The sequence below is a fragment of the Pimelobacter simplex genome, from assembly GCF_900114845.1.
GTDB classification, from domain to species: Bacteria; Actinomycetota; Actinomycetes; order Propionibacteriales; family Nocardioidaceae; genus Nocardioides; species Nocardioides simplex.
Window position 1 is genome coordinate 371330 of sequence record NZ_FOUK01000003.1, and the last position, 17848, is coordinate 389177.

Here is a 17848-nt window from a genome sequence, read left to right on the forward strand (position 1 = left end):
GGTGAAACTGCCACGTCAGACGCCCGCACCCGCCCGCGCCCTCAGCTGCAGCGCGATGTCGATCAGCTGGTCCTCCTGGCCACCGATCAGCTTGCGCCGCCCGGCCTCCAGCAGGATCTGCGCCCCGCTCACCCCGTACCGCTCGGCGGCGTTGCCGGCGTGCTTGAGGAACGAGGAGTAGACGCCGGCGTAGCCCATCATCAGCGTCATCCGGTCGAGCTGGCACTCCTCGGGCATGGCCGGCTTGATGACGTCCTCGGAGGCGTCGACGATCTTGAGGAAGTCGACGCCGGTGGTCCAGCCCAGCTTGTCGCACACGCCGATGAACGCCTCGAGCGGCGTGTTGCCGGCGCCCGCGCCGAAGCGGCGCACCGAGCCGTCGATCTGGGTCGCGCCCGCGCGGGCCGCGATCACCGTGTTGGCGACGCCGAGGCCGAGGTTCTCGTGGCCGTGGAAGCCGACGTCGGCCTGGCTCCCGATCTCGGCGACGACGGCGGCGACCCGGTCGGCGGTCTGCTCCATGATGAGCGCGCCGGCGGAATCGACGACGTAGACGCACTGGCAGCCGGCGTCGACCATGATCCGGGCCTGCTGCGCGAGCACCTCAGGCGGCTGGGTGTGGCTCATCATGAGGAAGCCGACCGTCTCGAGGCCGAGCTCACGGGCCAGCCCGAAGTGCTGGATCGAGACGTCGGCCTCGGTGCAGTGGGTGGCGATCCGGCAGATCTGGCCGCCGTTGTCCTGGGCGGCGCGGATGTCGTCCTTGGTGCCGACGCCGGGGAGCATCAGGAAGGCGATCTTGGCCCGCTTCGCCGTCGCGGCGGCGATCCGGATCAGCTCCTGCTCGGGCGTGCGCGAGAACCCGTAGTTGAACGACGAGCCGCCCAGGCCGTCGCCGTGGGTCACCTCGATCACCGGGATGCCGGACTCGTCGAGCGCGCGGACGACGTCCTCGACCTCCTGGGCCGTGAACTGGTGGCGCTTGTGGTGCGAGCCGTCGCGCAGGCAGGTGTCGGTGAGGCGCAGGTCGAGCGTCCCGAACGGCTCGTCGCCGTGGGTGCCGGACCAGGTGCGGGTGAGTGCGTCGGCCCGGTGGTCGAGCTTGTCGAGACCCATGTCAGTTGCCCTTCTCGATCAGGTGCCGGGCGATGTTCTCGCCGACCTGCGCGGCCGCGGCGGTCATGATGTCGAGGTTCCCCGAGTACGGCGGCAGGTAGTCGCCCGCCCCCTCGACCTCGACGAAGATCGAGACCCGGCGCATCCCGCGGGTGAAGTCCGAGGGCCCGTCGAACTGGGGCTCCTGGAGCAGCCGGTAGCCCGGCACGTACTGCTGGACGGCCTGCTCCATGAGGTGCACGGACTCGGCGATCGCGTCGGTGTCGGCGTCCGGGTCGACGGCGCAGAAGATCGTGTCGCGCATGATCATCGGTGGGTCGGCCGGGTTGAGGATGATGATCGCCTTGCCCTTCGCGGCGCCACCGATCGTCTCGACGCCCGCCGCGGTGGTACGCGTGAACTCGTCGATGTTGGCGCGCGTGCCCGGCCCGGCGCTGACGCTGGAGACGGACGCGACGATCTCGGCGTACGACACCGGGGTGACCCGGGAGACCGCGTTGACCATGGGGATCGTGGCCTGGCCGCCGCAGGTGATCATGTTGACGTTGAGCGCGCCGACGTGCTCGGTGCCGTTGACCGGCGGGATGACGGCGGGCCCGACCGCGGCCGGGGTCAGGTCGATCGCGCGGATGCCGGCCTCGGCGTAGCGCGGCGCGTACTCGCGGTGCACGTAGGCGGAGGTCGCCTCGAAGAGCAGGTCGGGCAGCTCGTCCTGCTTGAGCAGCCAGTCGACGCCCTCGTGGCTGACGGCGAGCCCGTGGTCGGCGGCGATCCGCAGGCCCTCGCTCGACGGGTCGACGCCGATCATCCAGCGCGGCTCGACGACGTCGCTGCGCCGGAGCTTGAAGAGCAGGTCGGTGCCGATGTTGCCGGGCCCGACGATCGCGGCGGTCAGCTTGCTCATCTCACTCCTCGAAGGTGACGGTCAGCGGCGCGAAGCCGCTGATGGACGCCGTGACGCGGTCGCCCGCGGCGAACGGCACGAACGGGCCCAGGGCCCCGGACAGGATCAGGTGGCCGGCGCGCAGCGGGTCGCCGAAGCGGTGCGCCTGGACGGCGAGCCAGCGCAGCGCCTCGAGCGGGTCGCCGAGGCAGGCGGCGCCGGTGCCGGCCGAGCGCTCCTCGCCGTTGATCGTCAGCGACATGACGACGTCGCGGGGCTCGATCCCGCTGAGCGGGAGTCCGTCACGGCCGACCACGAACAGCCCGCTGGAGGCGTTGTCGGCGACCGTGTCGGTGAACGTGATGTCCCAGCCCTCGATGCGCGAGTCGACGATCTCGAGTGCCGGCAGCGCGACGTCGACCGCCGCCCGGACCAGCTCGAGGGTGATCTCGTCCTCGCTCGCCGGCGCGAGGTCGGCGCCGAGCCGGAAGGCGACCTCCGCCTCGACCCGCGGCTGGACCAGCGTCCGCATCGAGACCGGTGCGCCAGCGGCGCCGTCGCTGACGTCCATGTCGCTCAGCAGGTAGCCGAAGTCGGGCTGGTCGACGCCGAGCTGGCGCTGCACGGCCTCGGAGGTGGCCCCGATCTTGCGGCCCACCACCCGCGCTCCGCCGGCGATCCGGGCCTGCACGAGACCCTGCTGGACGGCGTACGCGGCGGGCAGGTCGTCGGTCCCGATGAGGTCGCGGACGGCCGCGCACGGCACCCGCGTCGCCTGGGCCGAGGCGAGCCGGTCCACGGCCGCCGCGACGGCGTCTGGAGGGGTCACCCGGACATACTAGAACCTGTTACAGTTTTTCGCATGAAGGACTCCTACGACGTCGTCGTGGTCGGCGCCGGCGGTGCCGGCATGTCGGCCGCGCTCGCCGCCTCCGCCCAGGGCCTCGACACCGTCCTGGTCGAGAAGAGCAGCTACTTCGGTGGCTCGACCGCCCGCTCCGGCGGCGGCGTGTGGATCCCGGGCAACTATGCCCTGGAGGCGGCCGGCCAGGTCGACCCGGGCGACCGCGAGGCCGCCAAGACCTATCTCGACTCCATCGTGGGCGACGTCGTCCCGAAGGTCCGCCGCGACACCTACCTCGACCGCGGCCCCGAGGTCCTCGGCTTCCTGCGCGAGAAGACCCCGCTGCGCTTCACCTGGGTCCCCGAGTACGCCGACTACCTGCCCGAGCAGCCCGGCGGCCGCCCGCGCGGGCGCAGCGTCGAGCCGGTCCCGCTCGACGCGCGCTTCCTCGGTGACGAGCTCGAGCGGCTGCACCCGCCGTACACGAAGGCACCGGCCAACCTCATCGTCACCCAGGCCGACTTCCGCAAGATCAGCCTCGGCCTGCGCACCCTCCGCGGCCCGCTGACGATGGTGAAGGTGATGCTCAAGCGCCTCCTCGCGATCGTCACCGGCAAGAAGATGTTCGCGATGGGCAACGCCATCGCCATCGGCCTGCGCAAGGGCCTCGCCGACGCCGGTGTCCCGGTCGAGTACGACACCGCCCTGCTCGACCTGCTCGTCGAGGACGGGCGGGTCGTGGGCGTGGTGGTCTCGACAAGCTCGACCGACGGTGGGACGGAGCGCCGCGAGATCCGCGCCCGGCGCGGCGTCATCCTCGGCTCCGGCGGCTTCGAGCACAGCCAGGAGCTGCGCGAGAAGTTCCTCCCCCAGCCGACCGCCGCGGAGTGGTCGACCGGCGCGCCGGCCAACACCGGCGCGGGCCTGCTCGCCGGCACGGCGGCCGGTGCCGCCACCGACCTGCTCGACGACGCCTGGTGGGGGCCGACCATCCCGCTCCCAGGGCGCGCCTGGTTCTGCCTGGCCGAGCGCAACCTGCCCGGCTCGATCATCGTGAACTCCGCCGGGCAGCGCTACATGAACGAGGCGCTCCCCTACGTCGAGGCGACCCACGAGATCTACAAGGGCCAGGCCACGGGCGTCGACCACGTGCCGTCGTACATGGTGTTCGACCAGACCTACCGCAACCGCTACCTGTTCGCGGGCGTCGCGGGACGGCAGCCGTTCCCCGGCCGCTGGTACAAGGAGGGCGTCGTCGTCCGGGCCGACACGCTCGCCGAGCTGGCCGCCAAGGTCGGCCTGCCCGAGGGCTCGCTCGACGCGACCGTCGACAGGTTCAACGGCTTCGCCCGCTCGGGCACCGACGAGGACTTCCACCGCGGCGAGTCGGCGTACGACAAGTACTACTCCGACCCGACGGTGAAGCCGAACTGCTCGCTCGCGCCCATCGAGAAGGGCCCGTTCTACGCCGTCAAGATCGTCCCGGGCGACCTCGGCACCAAGGGCGGCCTCGTCACCGACGAGCGCGCCCGGGTGCTGCGCGAGGACGGCTCGGTGATCCCCGGCCTCTACGCCGCGGGCAACGTCTCGGCTGCCGTCATGGGCAACACCTACCCGGGCCCGGGTGGCACGATCGGGCCCGCCATCGTCTTCGGCTACCTGGCCGCGGAGGACCTCACCAAGGAGCGCAGCTGATGCCGATCGACCCGTCCGTCGCGATCGGCGCCGACCTCGGCGCCCGCACGTTCTCGTGGACCGAGTCCGACGTGCTGCTCTACCACCTGGCCATCGGCGCGGGCTCCCGGTCCGGCGACAACCTGTCGCCCGCGGCGCTGCGGTACACCCTCGACGACGCCGCCCTCCAGGTGCTGCCGTCGTTCGGCGTGGTCGCGCCCACCTTCCACGAGACCGACCCGCCGCCGCTCGACCTGCCGGGCTGCGACATCAACCTCGCCCAGGTCGTGCACGGCGCCCAGTCGATCTCCGTCTCCGGCGCGCTGCCGACCTCCGGCACGGCCACCGTGCGGACGACGATCACCGACGTCTGGGACAAGGGCAAGGCCGCCGTCATCTGGCAGGAGGGCGTCGCCACCGCCGGCAGCGACGGCAGCGGCGAGGAGCTCTGGCGGACCCGCTCGTCGATCTTCGTGCGCGGCGAGGGCGGCTGGGGTGGCGACCGGGGCTCGGCCACCGCCGTCGACGTCCCCGAGCGCGACGCGGACCACGTGTCGTCGTACGCCGTGACGCCGCAGCAGGCCCTGCTCTACCGCCTCTGCGGCGACCGCAACCCGCTGCACGCCGACCCGGGCTTCGCCAAGGCGGCCGGCTTCCCGGCGCCGATCCTGCACGGGCTGTGCTCCTACGGCATCGTCCTGCGCGAGCTCACCGACGGCCTGCTCGGCGGCGACGCCACCCAGGTCGGCGGCTTCACCGGACGCTTCGCCGGCGTCGTCTTCCCGGGCGAGACCATCCGGGTGTCCGGCTGGCGCGAGGGCGGGTCGATCATCGCCTCCGCGGCGATCGACGGCGGCGAGCGCGACGGCTCCCCCGTCCTCGCCGACTGCGTGCTGTCGCTGGCATAGGGGGCGGCGCTACGTTGGGTGCGTCCCCGACGCCCCGACGAAAGGTGTTCCCCCGATGCCCACGCGCACTGCCCGCACTGCTTGGAACGGCGGTCTCCAGGACGGCTCCGGCCAGGTCGAGCTGACCTCGTCCGGTGCCGGCACCTTCGACGTGTCGTTCCCCAAGCGCGCCGCCGACGACGCCGACGGTACGACGAGCCCCGAGGAGCTCATCGCCGCCGCCCACTCCGCCTGCTACTCGATGGCGCTGTCCAGCGAGATCGCCAAGGCCGGCGGCACCCCGGTCGCGCTCGACGTGACCGCCGACGTGACGCTGGGCGCCGGCCCCGCGATCACCGGCATCAAGCTCACCGTCCGTGCCGAGGTCGAGGGCCTCGACGAGGCCGCCTTCGCCGAGGCGGCCGCGGCCGCCAAGGCGGGCTGCCCGGTGAGCAAGGCGCTCACCGGCACCGAGATCACGCTGGACGCGGCTCTGGAGGGCTGAGCTCGACCGGGTCCCCCACGCGGATCGTCCCGCCCTCGAGGACCCGGAACACGGTCCCGGCCCGGCGCCGGAGCGCTTCTTGCGCTCCGGCGCCGATCGTGTCGTCGAGCAGCTTGCACGGCGCCGCCACCCGGACCACCTCCAGCAGCACCTCACCGACCCGGATCCGCTGCCCCGGGTCGCGTGGCACCACGCCGTGGCTGATCGTCAGGTTGCGCCTGGTCAGCTCGCTCGGGACCGGACGGCCGTAGACCTGCGCCGCCTCGTCGAGCGTCTCCCGGCTCTGCACCGTGACGTGCCGGTGCCGCGTGCCGTGGTAGCGGTCGCCCACGATCCCGCGGCCGGTCTCGACCTCGACGACGTCCTTGGCCTGCATCGGCAACCGGGTCGCCTTGGCGACGTGGATCTCGGCGACGACGGGCTGCTCCGGCACGACGCCGAGCGTAGGCGCTCAGAGGTAGGGCCGGGTGATCAGCTCGAGGTAGTGGCCCGACGGGTCGAGCAGGTAGACGCCCCGGCCCCCGTGCTCGTCGTTCACCTCACCGGGCCGGGTCTGCTGGGGATCGGCCCAGTGCTGCCGGGCCGCGGCCGTGATCCAGGCGTACGCCCGGTCGAAGTGCTCGTCGTCGAGCAGGTACGCGTAGTGCTGGGGCGGGAACTCGACCGGCGGCGTCGCGAACTGCAGCAGGACGTCGCCGCCGATGGTGAGGTTCGTGAACGGCCCCCACGAGGGCTGCTCGTCGGCCTCGAGCAGGTCGCGGTAGAAGGCGGCCATCGCCGCCGGGTCGGTCGACGCGATGATGGTGTGGTTGAAGTGCGCGGTCATGTCTCTCCTGAGGTGGTCTGCGTTCTGGTCGGGGTGACGCAGACGCCAGGAGGTGCGCGGATCAGACCACGACCAGGTCGCCGTTCCGGGAGCGGCCCGCACGGGCCCGACTGGTCATCATCGAGCCCAGCCTAGGACACGGTCAGCCGCGCGCGGCGTCGGCCTTCGCGCGCAGCGCGGCGATCATCGCGTCCGGGTCGTCGGCCGAGTAGACCGCGGAGCCCGCGACGAAGACGTCGGCGCCGGCCTCCGCGCACCGCTCGATGGTCTCGAGCGAGACCCCGCCGTCGACCTGGAGCCAGGTCTCGATGCCGTGCTTGTCCATCATCGCCCGGGCCCGGCGGATCTTCGGCAGGCACAGGTCGAGGAACTTCTGGCCGCCGAAGCCCGGCTCGACGGTCATGATGAGCAGCATGTCGAGCTCGGGCAGCAGGTCCTCGTAGGGCTCGATCGGCGTGGCCGGCTTGAGCGCCATCGACGCCCGGGCGCCGGCGGACCGGATCTCGCGGGCGAGCCGGACGGGCGCCTTGGCCGCCTCGACGTGGAAGGTCACCGAGCCGCACCCGGCCTCGACGTAGGCGACGGCGTTGCGGTCGGCGTCCTCGATCATCAGGTGCGCGTCGAGCGGCACCGGGCTGACCCGGGCGAGCGCCTCGACCATCGTCGGGCCGAACGTCAGGTTCGGCACGAAGTGGTTGTCCATGACGTCGACGTGGACCCAGTCGGCGCCCGGGATCCGGGCGACCTCCTCGCCTAGCCGGGCGAAGTCGGAGTTGAGGATCGACGGCGTGATCTGGATGTGGCCCACGGGCCGTCAGTCTACGGTCGGGCATGATCGGAGGCGTGCCCGAGGTCTCCACCAGCGATCGCGCCGCCGTCGAGGCCGTCGTCGCCCGCTTCTTCGCCGCCTTCGTCAGCGGTCCGGACGCTGCCGAGCGAGCCGCGGACCTGCGCGCGGTCCTGCTCCCCCAGGCGCTCGTCGTCCGCACCGCCCCGGCCGATCCGGCCGGCCCCACGACGTACGACGTCGAGGGGTTCATCGCCCCGCGCGTCGCCCTGCTGGCGTCGGGCACCATGACCGACTTCCGCGAGTGGGTGGTCGCCGGGCGCACCGACCTGGCCGGCGACATCGCCCAGCACTGGTGCACCTACGCGAAGTCCTGGCACCAGGACGGCGCCGAGGTCACCGGCTCCGGCACCAAGTCGATCCAGCTCGTCCGGACCGCCGACGGCTGGCGGATCAGCGCCGTCGCCTGGGTCGACGATCCCGCCTGACCTCGGCGATTCTCCTCCGATCCGGCGCCCGGCGGCCGATCATGGGAGGACGAGTCACCGCCGACTCGCCGTGGGGAGGCACCACCATGCCGATGATGAACAGCGAGGCCCGCAAGCGGGCCGCCGACGCCGCCGGCCGCGCGGCGGACCAGGCCGGCGTCCACCGCCTGGCCGACGCCTGGGACCAGGAGGCCGCGCTCGAGGAGGCCTCCGGCAACGGCTTCGCCGCCGTGATCCTGCACGCGCACGCCCGTGAGCTGCGCGCCGTCCTGGACCGGCCGCCGCTCAGCGCGTGAGCCACCCGGCCCCGGCTCGCCCGGACCCGATCCCAGCACGAGGCAACCTTCTGCCGCGCTCGTGCGTCCTCGGGTCGTGGAGCCACTGCTGACGGACACCCTGCCCGCCGATCGCGACGACACCGCGTTCGACGCGTTCGTGGCCGCCCGCCTGCCGCAGCTCCTCAAGCTCGGCCGCGCGCTGACCGGCGACGAGCAGCGCGGTGCCGACCTGGTGCAGGACGCCCTGGAGCGGGCCCTGCCCCGCTGGCGCAAGCTCGACGACCCCGAGGGCTTCGTCCGGCGGGCCATGGTCAACCGCAGCATCTCGGTGTGGCGCAAGCTGCGCCGCGAGCGTCTCCTGCCCGAGCTCCCCGACGCACCCCCGGCCTCGGCCTCCGCCGACCGGCCCCACGACCACGAGCTGTTCGCCGCCGTCCGCCGGCTCCCGCCGCGCCAGCGCGCCGTGATCGCCCTGCGCTACTACGAGGACCTCACCGAGGCGCAGACCGCCGAGGTGCTCGGCTGCTCGGTCGGCACGGTCAAGAGCCAGGCCCACCGCGCGCTCGCCGTCCTGCGGGAGCAGCTGCCGACGTTCGCCGACATGACGCCAGCCGACCCCGAGCAGGTCGCCGGCCAGGTCCGGGACGGCGTCCGCCGGCGCCAGCAGGCCCGGCGCCGCGCGGCCGCGGTGGGCGCCGGGGCGCTCGTCATCGCCCTCGTCGCGGTCGGCGCGGTCCTCGGCCTGCGGGGCAGCGACGGACCGCCGTCCCCCACCGGACGCCACGACCTGCGCGGCCTCGACCGCGCCGAGTGGCCCGAGGACGTCCAGCAGATCGCGATCACCGAGAAGGCCGCCTTCGCGGCCGCGGCGCCGCCCGACTGCGGGTGCACGGTGCTCCATCGCTACGACGACGGCGCCTGGCGCCGGGTGCACGTGTTCGACGACGCCCGCGTCCTCGGGCTCACGTTCGCCCCCGACGGCGAGCACGGCTGGGCGATCACCACCTCCGGGTGGGCCCTCCCGGGCCTGGAGCTCACCACCGACCCCAGCCGGGTCGTCACCACCACCGACGGCGGCGCCACCTGGACGCCGCTCCGCCTCCCCGCACCGCAGCGTGACGGCATCAGCTTCGCCGGCGTCCAGGTGGTCGCCCAGGACGACGGCGCCTGGGTCGCCACCGCCGGCGAGGAGGTGCTGCGCTGGTTCCCCGCGGGCAGCGACCGCGGCGAGGTCGTTCCGCTGCCCGACGGACGGCAGCCCGGATCGCTCGCCGTGGCCGGCGACGCGCTGCTGCTGACCTACGAGGGCGCCGGCAACGGGGCCGCGGCGACCACCGACCGGGGCCGGACCTGGACGCCCGTCGCCTTCCGGTGCGACAGCGAGGATGCCCTCTACCCGAGTGGCGGCGCGGTGCTCGCGCTGTGCGGGAACGACCAGACCCTCTACCGCTGGACCCCAGGCGACGACCAGGCGGCGCCGTACCTCCACCTCCCGATCGAGGCACCCACGGCCGTCGTCCCGATCGCGGGCGGCCGGGTCGCCGTCCTCAAGGAGAACCTCGACGGGTGGATCGTCTCCCCCGACGGTGACGAGTCCACCTCGCACGGGCCGCCCCAGAGCGTCGTGACCGGTCCGAGCTTCGTCGTCGGCGACACGACCTACCTCACGACCCTGGGCGGCGTCTTCCGCACCGACGACGGCGACCGCTGGGTGGCCGCCGACGGGACGGGCGACTAGCCGTCGAGCGCCGTCCGGATCGCCGCCACGCCCTCGGCCACCTCCGCGAACGACGTCGACAGCGGCGAGAGCCCGAGCCGCAGCCCGTCGGGCATCCGGAAGTCCGGGATCACGTCCCGCTCCCACAGCACGGCGGTGACCTCGCGCATCCGCGGGTGCGCGAGCGTGACGTGCCCGCCCCGGACGGCGGGGTCGCGCGGCGACGCCAGGCGGACATCGGGCAGGTCGCGGTCGACGAGCGCGATGGCGTACTCGGTGAGCGCGACGGACTTGGCCCGGACCGCCTCGATGCCGGCCTCGGCGACCAGCTCGACCATGTCGGCGAGGCCGAGCATCCCGACGATGGGCGGGGTGCCGCTGAGGAGGCGGCGGATGCCGGTCGCCGGCGCGTACGACGGCCCCATGGTGAACGAGTCGGCCGCACCCATCCAGCCCTGCACCGGCTGCGCGAACGTGCCGTCGGCGAGGTGGCGGGCCGCGACGTAGCCGAACGCGGGCGCGCCCGGACCGCCGTTGAGGTACTTGTAGGTGCAGCCGACGGCGACGTCGACCTCCCACGCGTCGAGCGCGACCGGGACCGCGCCGGTCGAGTGGCAGAGGTCGACGAGGATCCAGGCGCCCGCGTCGTGGGCGAGGCGGGTGAGCGCGGCGACGTCGGCCAGGTAGCCGGACTTGTAGGCCACATGGCTCACCACGACCAGCGCCGTGTCGGGGCCCAGCACGGCTGCCAGGTCGTCGGTCGTCATGCCCCCGTCGGGGTCGACGTCGAGCCAGCGGACGGTGAGCCCGCACTCGCGCGCGACGCCCTCGACGACGTACCGGTCGGTGGGGAAGTTGTCGCGGTCGACGACGATCTCGCGCCGTCCCGGCCGCGCGGCCACCGCCGCGCGGACCATCTTGTAGAGCAGCACCGTCGTCGAGTCGCCGACGGCGGTCTGCCCGGGCCCCGCGCCGAGCGCGACCTCGGCCAGCCGGTCACCGAGGGTGAGCGGCTGCTCGAACCAGCGCTCGTCCCACCCGCGGATCAGCCGGCCACCCCACTCCTCCTCGACGAACGCGGTCATCCGCGCCGCCGTCGACCGCAGCGGGCGGCCGAGCGAGTTGCCGTCGAGGTAGACGACGGGGCCGGCCGCGCCGACGAAGCGGTCCCGGTGGGCGGCGAGCGGGTCGGCGGCGTCGAGCGCCGCGGCGTCGAGCGAGGTCTGCGTCACCCTCGCAACCTACTCCGCGGGCAGGACCTGAGGGGACCGCCGCCCGACACGCCACGCGCCGACGGCCACCGCGACGGCGAGCACGAACGGCACCCACAGCCCGGCGTTCGCCCAGGGCGCCGTGTGCACGATGTTGTCGGCGTCGTCCCCCCGGCCGCCACCCGGCTGGTACACCGCCCGCACCGAGCGCCCCGGCTCGACGGTGCCGTCCAGCTCGATGTCCGCCTTCACCATCGAGCCGTCCTCGCTGACCCACGTCCCGGTCACGGTGCACCCCCGGCGCGGGCCGCCGTCGCAGACGGTCGACGTCTCGGTGAACGTGCCCCAGTGGCGCGGCAGGTTCCGGTCGTGCCACTCGACAGCGCCCACGGCGACGAGGACCAGCGCGCACAGCCCGAGCACGACGGCGGCGACCAACCGCGCGGCACGTTCGAGACGGCGCCTCAGCAGACGGACCCGGGCCACCTACTCCGCGCCCTCTGCGCTCTCGCCGCCCTCGTCGCCCTCATCCGGCAGATCGTCCCGATCGGCCCACGCCACCAGCGGCGCGAGGTCGAAGACGTGGTCGTCGATGTCGTGGTGCAGGTCGCCGAGCTCGGCGAACCGCGCGGGCACCGTGCGGATCGTGAAGTCGCGCGGGTCGGCGTCGTCGATCTCGTCCCAGCGGATGGGTGTCGAGACGCGGGCGTCGGGCAGCCCGCGCACCGAGTACGCCGCCGCGATGGTGTGGTCGCGGGCGTTCTGGTTGTAGTCGACGAACACCGCGGCCGGGTCGCGGTCCTTCTTCCACCAGGTCGTGGTGACGAGCTGGGGCGCGCGCCGCTCGACCTCGCGCGCGAAGGCGAGCGCCGCCCGTCGTACGCCCTTGTGGTCGAGCTCGGGCTTGATCCGGACGTAGACGTGCAGGCCCTTGCTGCCGCTGGTCTTCGGATAGCCGACGGCGCCCAGCTCGTCGAGCACCTCGTGGGCGACGTGGGCGACCCGGCGGATGTCGTCGTACGTCGAGGCCGGGCCGGGGTCGAGGTCGATGCGCCACTCGTCGGGCTGCTCGGTCGCGCCGCGCCGGCTGTTCCAGGGGTGGAACTCGACCGTCGACATCTGGACGGCCCAGATCACCGACGCCAGCTCGGTCACGCAGAGCTCGTCGGCGGTCCGCTTCCACCGGGGGAAGAAGAGCTGGACGGTCTCGACCCAGTCGGGCGCGCCCGCGGGCAGCCGCTTCTGGTGCACCTTGTCGCCGTCGAGCCCCTTGGGGAAGCGGTGCAGCATGCACGGGCGCTCCCACAGGGCGTTGACGATGCCGTCACCGACCGCGAGGTAGTACTCGACCAGGTCGAGCTTCGTCGCGCCGATCTCCGGGAAGTACACCCGGTCGGGGTTGCTCACCCGCACGACCCGGCTCTCGACCTCGATCTCGACCGCGGGGGACGCCATGGCGCGACAGTACCGAACCCCTCAGACGACGTCCGGCGACGCGACGAGCGCGAGCAGGAGCGCCGCCAGGCTGGACGCGTCCGCGATCGCACCCCCCACGATGAGGTCCGGTATCTCGGCGCGCGGCACCCGGCGCAGGCCGACGATCCCGTCGGCCGCGTGCTCCTCGCCGCCGACGTACGTCAGCCCGCGCGCCAGGTAGACCACCTGGGGCGCGTCCGCGACGCCGATCAAGGCGTTCATCCGGCCGATCTCGCGCCAGTCCGCCGCCGCGAACCCGGTCTCCTCGCGCAGCTCGCGCTGCACGGCGACCAGCGGGTCCTGGCCGTCGCTGCCGCCGGCGGGGACCTCGAGAGAGTCCGGATCGCCCGTCGGGTAGCGGTCGACCTCGACCATCAACACCTCGTCGTCGTCGGTGAGCGCCACCGCGAAGACCGCCGTCGAGCGCACCTCGACGACACCGTAGATCCCCTGGCCGCCGTCCGGCTGCACGACCTCGTCCTCGCGGACCCGGATCCACGGCGTCTCGTAGACCACCCGGCTCGACGTGCGCTTCCAGCGGCTCGCGCTCATCACACCACCGTAGTCGGACCCCGTCGCTACGGTGACGGCGTGGACTTCGATCAGCCGCCCGTCGTACGCGTCGAGGCCGACGAGCGCCTCGACGCCCGCGCCTGGCCGATGACCGTGCCGGCGGTGGCCCAGGTCGTCCGCGAGGGCCTGGACCTGCCCAAGGGGGTGACCTTCCTGGTCGGCGAGAACGGCTCCGGCAAGTCGACGCTGGTCGAGGCGATCGCGGTGGCCTTCGGCCTCTCCCCCGAGGGCGGCACCGCGCAGGGCCACCACAGCACCCGGCCCACCGAGTCGCCGCTGCACACGGCGCTGCGGCTCCAGCGGGGCATCGGCGCGGCCCGGTGGGGCTTCTTCCTGCGCGCCGAGACGATGCACGGCTGGTACAGCTTCCTCGAGAGCAACCGGGTCCCCTGGGCCGAGAACCGCGACGCGGCGTACCACGAGATGAGCCACGGCGAGTCCTTCCTCGAGCTGCTCCGCACCCGCTTCGACTCCCCCGGCTTCTACTGCCTCGACGAGCCCGAGGCCGCGCTGTCGTTCTCCTCGACGCTCGGGCTGATCTCGGTGCTCGACCGCGTGGTCGGCGAGGGCGGGCAGGTGCTGTGCGCGACCCACTCGCCCGTGCTCGCGGCGATGCCGGGCGCCACGATCCTCGAGGTCGGCGACGCCGGCCTGCACCGCACCACGTGGGCCGAGCTCGACCTCGTCCAGCACTGGCGTCGCTACCTCGACGACCCGCAGCGCTACCTGCGCCACGTCCTCGACTGAGGCCGATGTGAGATCGGCTGTCACGCGCCCGCCCACCTGGGGCGTCAGATGGGTGTGAAGGCAGACCGGCAGGCCGAGGAGTTCACCGCGTTCGTGCGGTCGAGCGGCACCCAGCTCCACCATGCGGCGATGCTCCTGACCGGCGACCACCACCTCGCCGAGGACCTGACCCAGGCGACGTACGCGAAGGTGTTCGTGCACTGGCGCCGCGTCCAGGCGGCCGACAGCCCGCTCGCCTACGCACGCACGACGCTGCTCAACACCTTCCTGTCCCACCGCCGGCTGCGCCGCAGCAGCGAGCACCCGAGCGAGCTGACCGATGCCGACCTGGGCCCACCGGCCGGGGCCGATCCCGATCCCGGTGCGCGCGTCGACCTCCTCGCCGCGCTCGCCGGACTGTCCCCGCTCGACCGCGCCGTCGTCGTCCTCCGCTACTGGGAGGACCGCAGCGTCGCCGACACCGCCACCGATCTCGGGATCAGCGAGTCCGCCGTGCGGACCCGCGCGCGCCGCGCCCTGCTGCGGCTGCGCCCCCTGATCGCACCCCACGCCGAGAGGACCCACCCGTGACCGACACCGACCCGAACCACGACCCCCGCCTCAGCACCGCCCTGCGCGAGCGGCTGCGCGACGAGCGCCCCGACCTGGAGCACCTCGCCCAGTCCTCCCTGCGCGCCGGCATCCGGGGCCGCCGGCGCCGCCGGGCCGGAGCCGCGGCCGGCGCCGTCCTCGGCGTTACGGCGGTTGCCGTCACCGCCGGCCTCCTGTCCGGGGGCGGCACGACCGCCCGCGACGGCACCGTCGCCACCACGCCGACGCCGTCGGCCACCGCCACGGTGACCGCGACGCCGACGCCCGGCGACCAGCAGAGCCACGACGTCGGCGCGCCGGGCGACCCGGCGCTGCCGTTCACGCTCGACCTGGCGGGCTGGACCTGCGAGTACTTCCCGGTCGACGACAAGGCCTGGTGCACGAGCACCCGGGGCGGCAACCTGTCGGTCGTCGTCCGCCCGGCCGAGGACCACGCCGCCTGGGCGGGCCAGCCCGACAAGGGCGCCGACCCGTCGACGCTGTGGACCAGCCCCGTGCACGGCAACTACTTCGTGACCGTGCAAGGAGGCGCCGGCGCTGACGGGCTTGGCCCCACGCCGCTGCAGGCCTTCATCGACGGGCTGCACCTCGCGCCGCGCTGGGACCGCCCCTGAGCGTCGCCGCCGCCAGACCCGCCGCGGCGGCCGCGACGAGCGCCGCGGCGGGGAGTCCGAGGCCGCCCACGCCGTACCGCGCGACGACGCCGGAGGCGAGGGCGGCACCGACCGCGATCCCGCCGTTGAACAGCACCGGGATGAGCGCGCCGGCCAGCCCGCGGTGCGCGGGACCGGCGAGGCGCAGCACCAGCGTCTGGGCCAGCGGCGGGAGCGCGCCGGAGGCCACGCCCCAGACCACGACGAGCGCCAGGCTGCCGGTCCCCGCGACGGCCAGGATCGCCGCCGCGGTCACGGCGGTCGCGACGACCATCGCGAGCCCGGTCCGGTCCGCGCGACCGGCCACCACCACGCCGAGCGCCGAGGCCAGCCCGAAGACCAGGAGCACCAGCGCCGGCGGGCCGGCCAGGCGGGTGATGAAGGTGTACGCGCCGTAGTGCCCGACGAGCACCAGCGCGACCAGCAGCGTGATCACCACCATCGGGCGCAGCGACGATCCGCCCGCACCGCTCGCCGTCACGCCCGGGTCGGCGGCCGGTGCGGCGGGAACCAGCCGCAGGACCAGCACGGCCATCGCCAGGCTCGCGACGGCCAGCAGCGCGAACGACGCCCGCCAGCCGGCCAGGTCCGCGACCAGCCGCCCGACCGGCGTCCCGAGCACGAGGCCCAGCGTGGCGCCCCCGAGCACGACGGAGGTGGCGCGGCCGAGCAGGCGGTCCGGGACGAGGTCCGCGACGTGCGCGTTGACCGTCGACCAGAGCAGACCGACCGACGCCGCGCCGAGGGTGCGCCCCGCCAGCACCACGCCGTACGACGGCGCGAGGGCGGTGAGTGCGGCCGCCACCGCGAAGGCGACCAGGCTGCCCGCGACGACGAGCGGCCGCGGCCAGCGCCGGGTCAGCCGCACGAGCGGGAAGCTCGCCACGACCACGACCGCCGCCCACAGGCTGACGAGCAGCCCGGTGGCCGACTCGGTGACCCCGAGCCCGCGGCTCATCGGCCCGAGCACGGCCGTGGGCAGCATCTCGCCGGTGACCATCACCAGCGTCGCGCCGCCGAGGACGAGGAGGGCGGGCCAGGGCAGCGCGGCGGCACCCGGCTCGGTGGTGGCGGGTTCGGGGGTACTGGTGAGCGTCATGCTTCGACGCTAGAGTTTGACACTGATGTCAATGTCAAGGTCTCTTCACGCGAAGGTGAGGCAGCAGACATGAAGATCGGCGAGCTGGCGGCGCGCACGGGGGTCGCGCCGCGCCTGATCCGCTACTACGAGCAGCAGGACCTGCTCACCGCCGACCGGCAGCCCAACGGCTACCGCGACTACGGCGAGGCCCACGTCGAGCGGGTCGAGCGGGTCGCCGGCCTGGTCCAGGCCGGCATCCCGACCCGGCTCGTCAAGGTGCTCATGGACGCCGAGGAGGCCTGCGCCCGCGAGGAGCCGACCTGCCCGGCCGAGGTCGCCGCGCTCCTCGCTGCCGAGCTCGACGGCCTCGAGAAGCGGATCGCCTGCCTGAGCCGCAGCCGCGACACGATCCACCGCTTCCTCGACCAGACCCGGGCGCAGGTCGCGCCCGCACCTGCGCCCGCCTCCGCCTGACCCGGCGTCAGCGCCAGCCGAGCGCCGGCGCCACGTGGGTGAGCACCGACTCCAGCACGTGCGCGTTGTAGTCGACGCCGAGCTGGTTGGGGACCGTCAGCAGCAGCGTGTCGGCCTCGGCGATGGCCTCGTCCTCGCGCAGCTGCTCGACGAGCGCGTCCGGCTCGGCGGCGTACGTGCGGCCGAAGATCGCGCGCATGTTGTCGATCTGACCGACCTGGTCGGACTCGTCGCGGCCGGTGCCGAAGTAGGCCCGGTCCTCGTCGGTGACCAGCGGGAAGAGCGAGCGGCTCACCGAGACCCGCGGCGCGTGCGCGTGACCCGCCTCGGCCCAGGCCGCGCGGAACTCGCGGATCTGGTCGGCCTGCTGGACGTGGAACGGCTGGCCGCTCTCGTCCTCCTTGAGCGTCGAGCTCATCAGGTTCATGCCGAGCCCGGCGGCCCAGCGGGCGGTGCCGTTGGAGGCCGCACCCCACCAGATCCGGTCGCGCAGGCCCTCGGAGTGGGGCTCGAGGCGCAGCAGGCCGGGCGGGTTGGCGAACATCGGGCGCGGGCTCGGCTGGGCGAAGCCCTCGCCCTTGAGGACGTCGAGCAGCACCTCGGTGTGCCGGCGGGCCATGTCCGCCTCGGTCTCGCCCTCGCCGGGGCCGTAGCCGAAGTAGCGCCAGCCGTCGACGACCTGCTCCGGTGACCCGCGCGAGATGCCGAGCTGGAGCCTGCCCTCGGAGATCAGGTCGGCCGCGCCGGCGTCCTCCGCGAAGTACAGGGGGTTCTCGTAGCGCATGTCGATCACCCCGGTGCCGATCTCGATCCGGCTGGTCCGGGCGCCGATCGCGGCGAGCAGGGGGAAGGGGCTGGCGAGCTGCCGGGCGAAGTGGTGCACCCGGAAGTACGCGCCGTCGGCGCCGAGCTCCTCGGCCGCGACCGCGAGGTCGATCGACTGGAGCAGCGCGTCGGAGGCCGTCCGCACCTGCGAGTGCGGGCTGGGCGTCCAGTGGCCGAAGGAGAGGAATCCGATCTTCTTCACACTGGTTGAA

General features: G+C 73.7%; 22 protein-coding genes. 10 read left to right on the forward strand and 12 right to left on the reverse strand.

Annotation, left to right across the window (positions count from 1 at the left end; genetic code table 11):
• Positions 1-15 precede the first annotated feature (15 nt).
• From dmpG to BM223_RS14480, 3 genes are read right to left on the reverse strand one after another with little or no spacing between them, the layout of a single operon-like run.
• On the reverse strand, positions 16-1116 hold the full coding sequence (dmpG, locus tag BM223_RS14470) for a 4-hydroxy-2-oxovalerate aldolase (protein WP_082003668.1): 1101 nt from the start codon (positions 1114-1116) through the stop codon (positions 16-18).
• A gap of 1 nt (position 1117) precedes the next feature.
• Positions 1118-2020 (reverse strand): acetaldehyde dehydrogenase (acetylating), encoded by a 903-nt coding sequence (locus tag BM223_RS14475; RefSeq protein ID WP_038679238.1) that lies wholly within the window; start codon positions 2018-2020, stop codon positions 1118-1120.
• A 1-nt stretch (position 2021) separates the two neighbouring features.
• Positions 2022-2828: a 2-keto-4-pentenoate hydratase gene (locus tag BM223_RS14480; RefSeq protein WP_038679241.1), complete on the reverse strand. Its 807-nt coding sequence runs from the start codon at positions 2826-2828 to the stop codon at positions 2022-2024.
• Positions 2829-2861: 33 nt separating this feature from the next.
• Here BM223_RS14480 and kstD point away from each other — a divergent pair, with 33 nt between their 5' ends.
• From kstD to BM223_RS14495, 3 genes are read left to right on the forward strand one after another with little or no spacing between them, the layout of a single operon-like run.
• A complete protein-coding gene (gene kstD, locus BM223_RS14485) occupies positions 2862-4538 on the forward strand; it encodes a 3-oxosteroid 1-dehydrogenase (protein ID WP_038679242.1) in 1677 nt (558 codons plus the stop codon).
• On the forward strand, positions 4538-5425 hold the full coding sequence (locus BM223_RS14490) for a MaoC/PaaZ C-terminal domain-containing protein (protein ID WP_038679244.1): 888 nt from the start codon (positions 4538-4540) through the stop codon (positions 5423-5425). Before kstD ends, BM223_RS14490 begins: the two co-directional genes overlap by 1 nt.
• A gap of 55 nt (positions 5426-5480) precedes the next feature.
• Positions 5481-5909 carry an OsmC family peroxiredoxin gene (locus BM223_RS14495; RefSeq protein ID WP_038679246.1) on the forward strand — a complete coding sequence of 143 codons (429 nt, stop codon included), beginning with the start codon at positions 5481-5483 and terminating at the stop codon, positions 5907-5909.
• On the opposite strand, the gene BM223_RS14500 is transcribed toward BM223_RS14495, so the two are convergent.
• The 3 genes from BM223_RS14500 to rpe all read right to left on the reverse strand — a co-directional run bounded on the left by BM223_RS14500 (position 5881) and on the right by rpe (position 7543).
• Complete coding sequence (locus tag BM223_RS14500) at positions 5881-6342, reverse strand: MOSC domain-containing protein (protein ID WP_038679248.1); 462 nt, start codon at positions 6340-6342, stop codon at positions 5881-5883. The two genes, BM223_RS14495 and BM223_RS14500, sit on opposite strands and share 29 nt — an antisense overlap.
• 18 nt (positions 6343-6360) lie before the next feature.
• A complete protein-coding gene (locus BM223_RS14505; RefSeq protein ID WP_038679249.1) occupies positions 6361-6735 on the reverse strand; it encodes a VOC family protein in 375 nt (124 codons plus the stop codon).
• A gap of 142 nt (positions 6736-6877) precedes the next feature.
• Positions 6878-7543, reverse strand: a complete 666-nt coding sequence (rpe, locus tag BM223_RS14510; protein WP_082003669.1) for a ribulose-phosphate 3-epimerase — start codon at positions 7541-7543, stop codon at positions 6878-6880.
• Between the two features lie 35 nt (positions 7544-7578).
• Between rpe and BM223_RS14515 the strand changes: the two genes are divergently transcribed.
• From BM223_RS14515 to BM223_RS29015, 3 genes are all read left to right on the forward strand, one after another.
• A complete protein-coding gene (locus BM223_RS14515; protein WP_235318903.1) occupies positions 7579-8010 on the forward strand; it encodes a Cif family virulence factor in 432 nt (143 codons plus the stop codon).
• 95 nt (positions 8011-8105) lie between these two features.
• Positions 8106-8306 carry a hypothetical protein gene (locus tag BM223_RS14520; RefSeq protein ID WP_141267287.1) on the forward strand — a complete coding sequence of 67 codons (201 nt, stop codon included), beginning with the start codon at positions 8106-8108 and terminating at the stop codon, positions 8304-8306.
• A gap of 76 nt (positions 8307-8382) precedes the next feature.
• Positions 8383-10026 carry a SigE family RNA polymerase sigma factor gene (locus BM223_RS29015; protein WP_052138688.1) on the forward strand — a complete coding sequence of 548 codons (1644 nt, stop codon included), beginning with the start codon at positions 8383-8385 and terminating at the stop codon, positions 10024-10026.
• Here BM223_RS29015 and BM223_RS14530 read toward each other — a convergent pair.
• The 4 genes from BM223_RS14530 to BM223_RS14545 are packed head-to-tail and all read right to left on the reverse strand — an operon-like array spanning position 10023 to position 13244.
• Complete coding sequence (locus tag BM223_RS14530) at positions 10023-11237, reverse strand: kynureninase (RefSeq protein ID WP_038679255.1); 1215 nt, start codon at positions 11235-11237, stop codon at positions 10023-10025. The genes BM223_RS29015 and BM223_RS14530 overlap by 4 nt on opposite strands.
• Before the next feature lie 9 nt (positions 11238-11246).
• Positions 11247-11702, reverse strand: coding sequence for a hypothetical protein (locus tag BM223_RS14535; protein ID WP_141267286.1), 456 nt, complete (start codon positions 11700-11702; stop codon positions 11247-11249).
• Positions 11703-12671, reverse strand: coding sequence for a non-homologous end-joining DNA ligase (gene ligD, locus BM223_RS14540; protein WP_038679258.1), 969 nt, complete (start codon positions 12669-12671; stop codon positions 11703-11705).
• Positions 12672-12692: 21 nt separating this feature from the next.
• A complete protein-coding gene (locus BM223_RS14545; protein ID WP_038679259.1) occupies positions 12693-13244 on the reverse strand; it encodes an NUDIX domain-containing protein in 552 nt (183 codons plus the stop codon).
• Positions 13245-13283: 39 nt separating this feature from the next.
• Between BM223_RS14545 and BM223_RS14550 the strand changes: the two genes are divergently transcribed.
• From BM223_RS14550 to BM223_RS14560, 3 genes are read left to right on the forward strand one after another with little or no spacing between them, the layout of a single operon-like run.
• Entirely contained in the window at positions 13284-14012 is a 729-nt protein-coding gene (locus BM223_RS14550) for an AAA family ATPase (protein ID WP_038679261.1), read from the forward strand.
• Between the two features lie 48 nt (positions 14013-14060).
• Positions 14061-14582: a SigE family RNA polymerase sigma factor gene (locus tag BM223_RS14555; protein ID WP_038679263.1), complete on the forward strand. Its 522-nt coding sequence runs from the start codon at positions 14061-14063 to the stop codon at positions 14580-14582.
• The gene (locus tag BM223_RS14560) at positions 14579-15217 is read left to right on the forward strand and encodes a hypothetical protein (protein WP_038679264.1); all 639 of its coding nucleotides are present in this window, start codon (positions 14579-14581) and stop codon (positions 15215-15217) included. Before BM223_RS14555 ends, BM223_RS14560 begins: the two co-directional genes overlap by 4 nt.
• Here the strand turns inward: BM223_RS14560 and BM223_RS14565 are convergent.
• Positions 15174-16355 (reverse strand): MFS transporter, encoded by a 1182-nt coding sequence (locus tag BM223_RS14565; RefSeq protein ID WP_052138689.1) that lies wholly within the window; start codon positions 16353-16355, stop codon positions 15174-15176. The genes BM223_RS14560 and BM223_RS14565 overlap by 44 nt on opposite strands.
• Positions 16356-16424: 69 nt before the next feature.
• On the opposite strand from BM223_RS14565, the gene BM223_RS14570 reads away from it, so the two are divergent.
• Entirely contained in the window at positions 16425-16811 is a 387-nt protein-coding gene (locus BM223_RS14570; protein ID WP_038679266.1) for a MerR family transcriptional regulator, read from the forward strand.
• Between the two features lie 7 nt (positions 16812-16818).
• On the opposite strand, the gene BM223_RS14575 is transcribed toward BM223_RS14570, so the two are convergent.
• Positions 16819-17838, reverse strand: a complete 1020-nt coding sequence (locus BM223_RS14575) for an LLM class flavin-dependent oxidoreductase (protein WP_038679268.1) — start codon at positions 17836-17838, stop codon at positions 16819-16821.
• Positions 17839-17848: the final 10 nt, after the last annotated feature.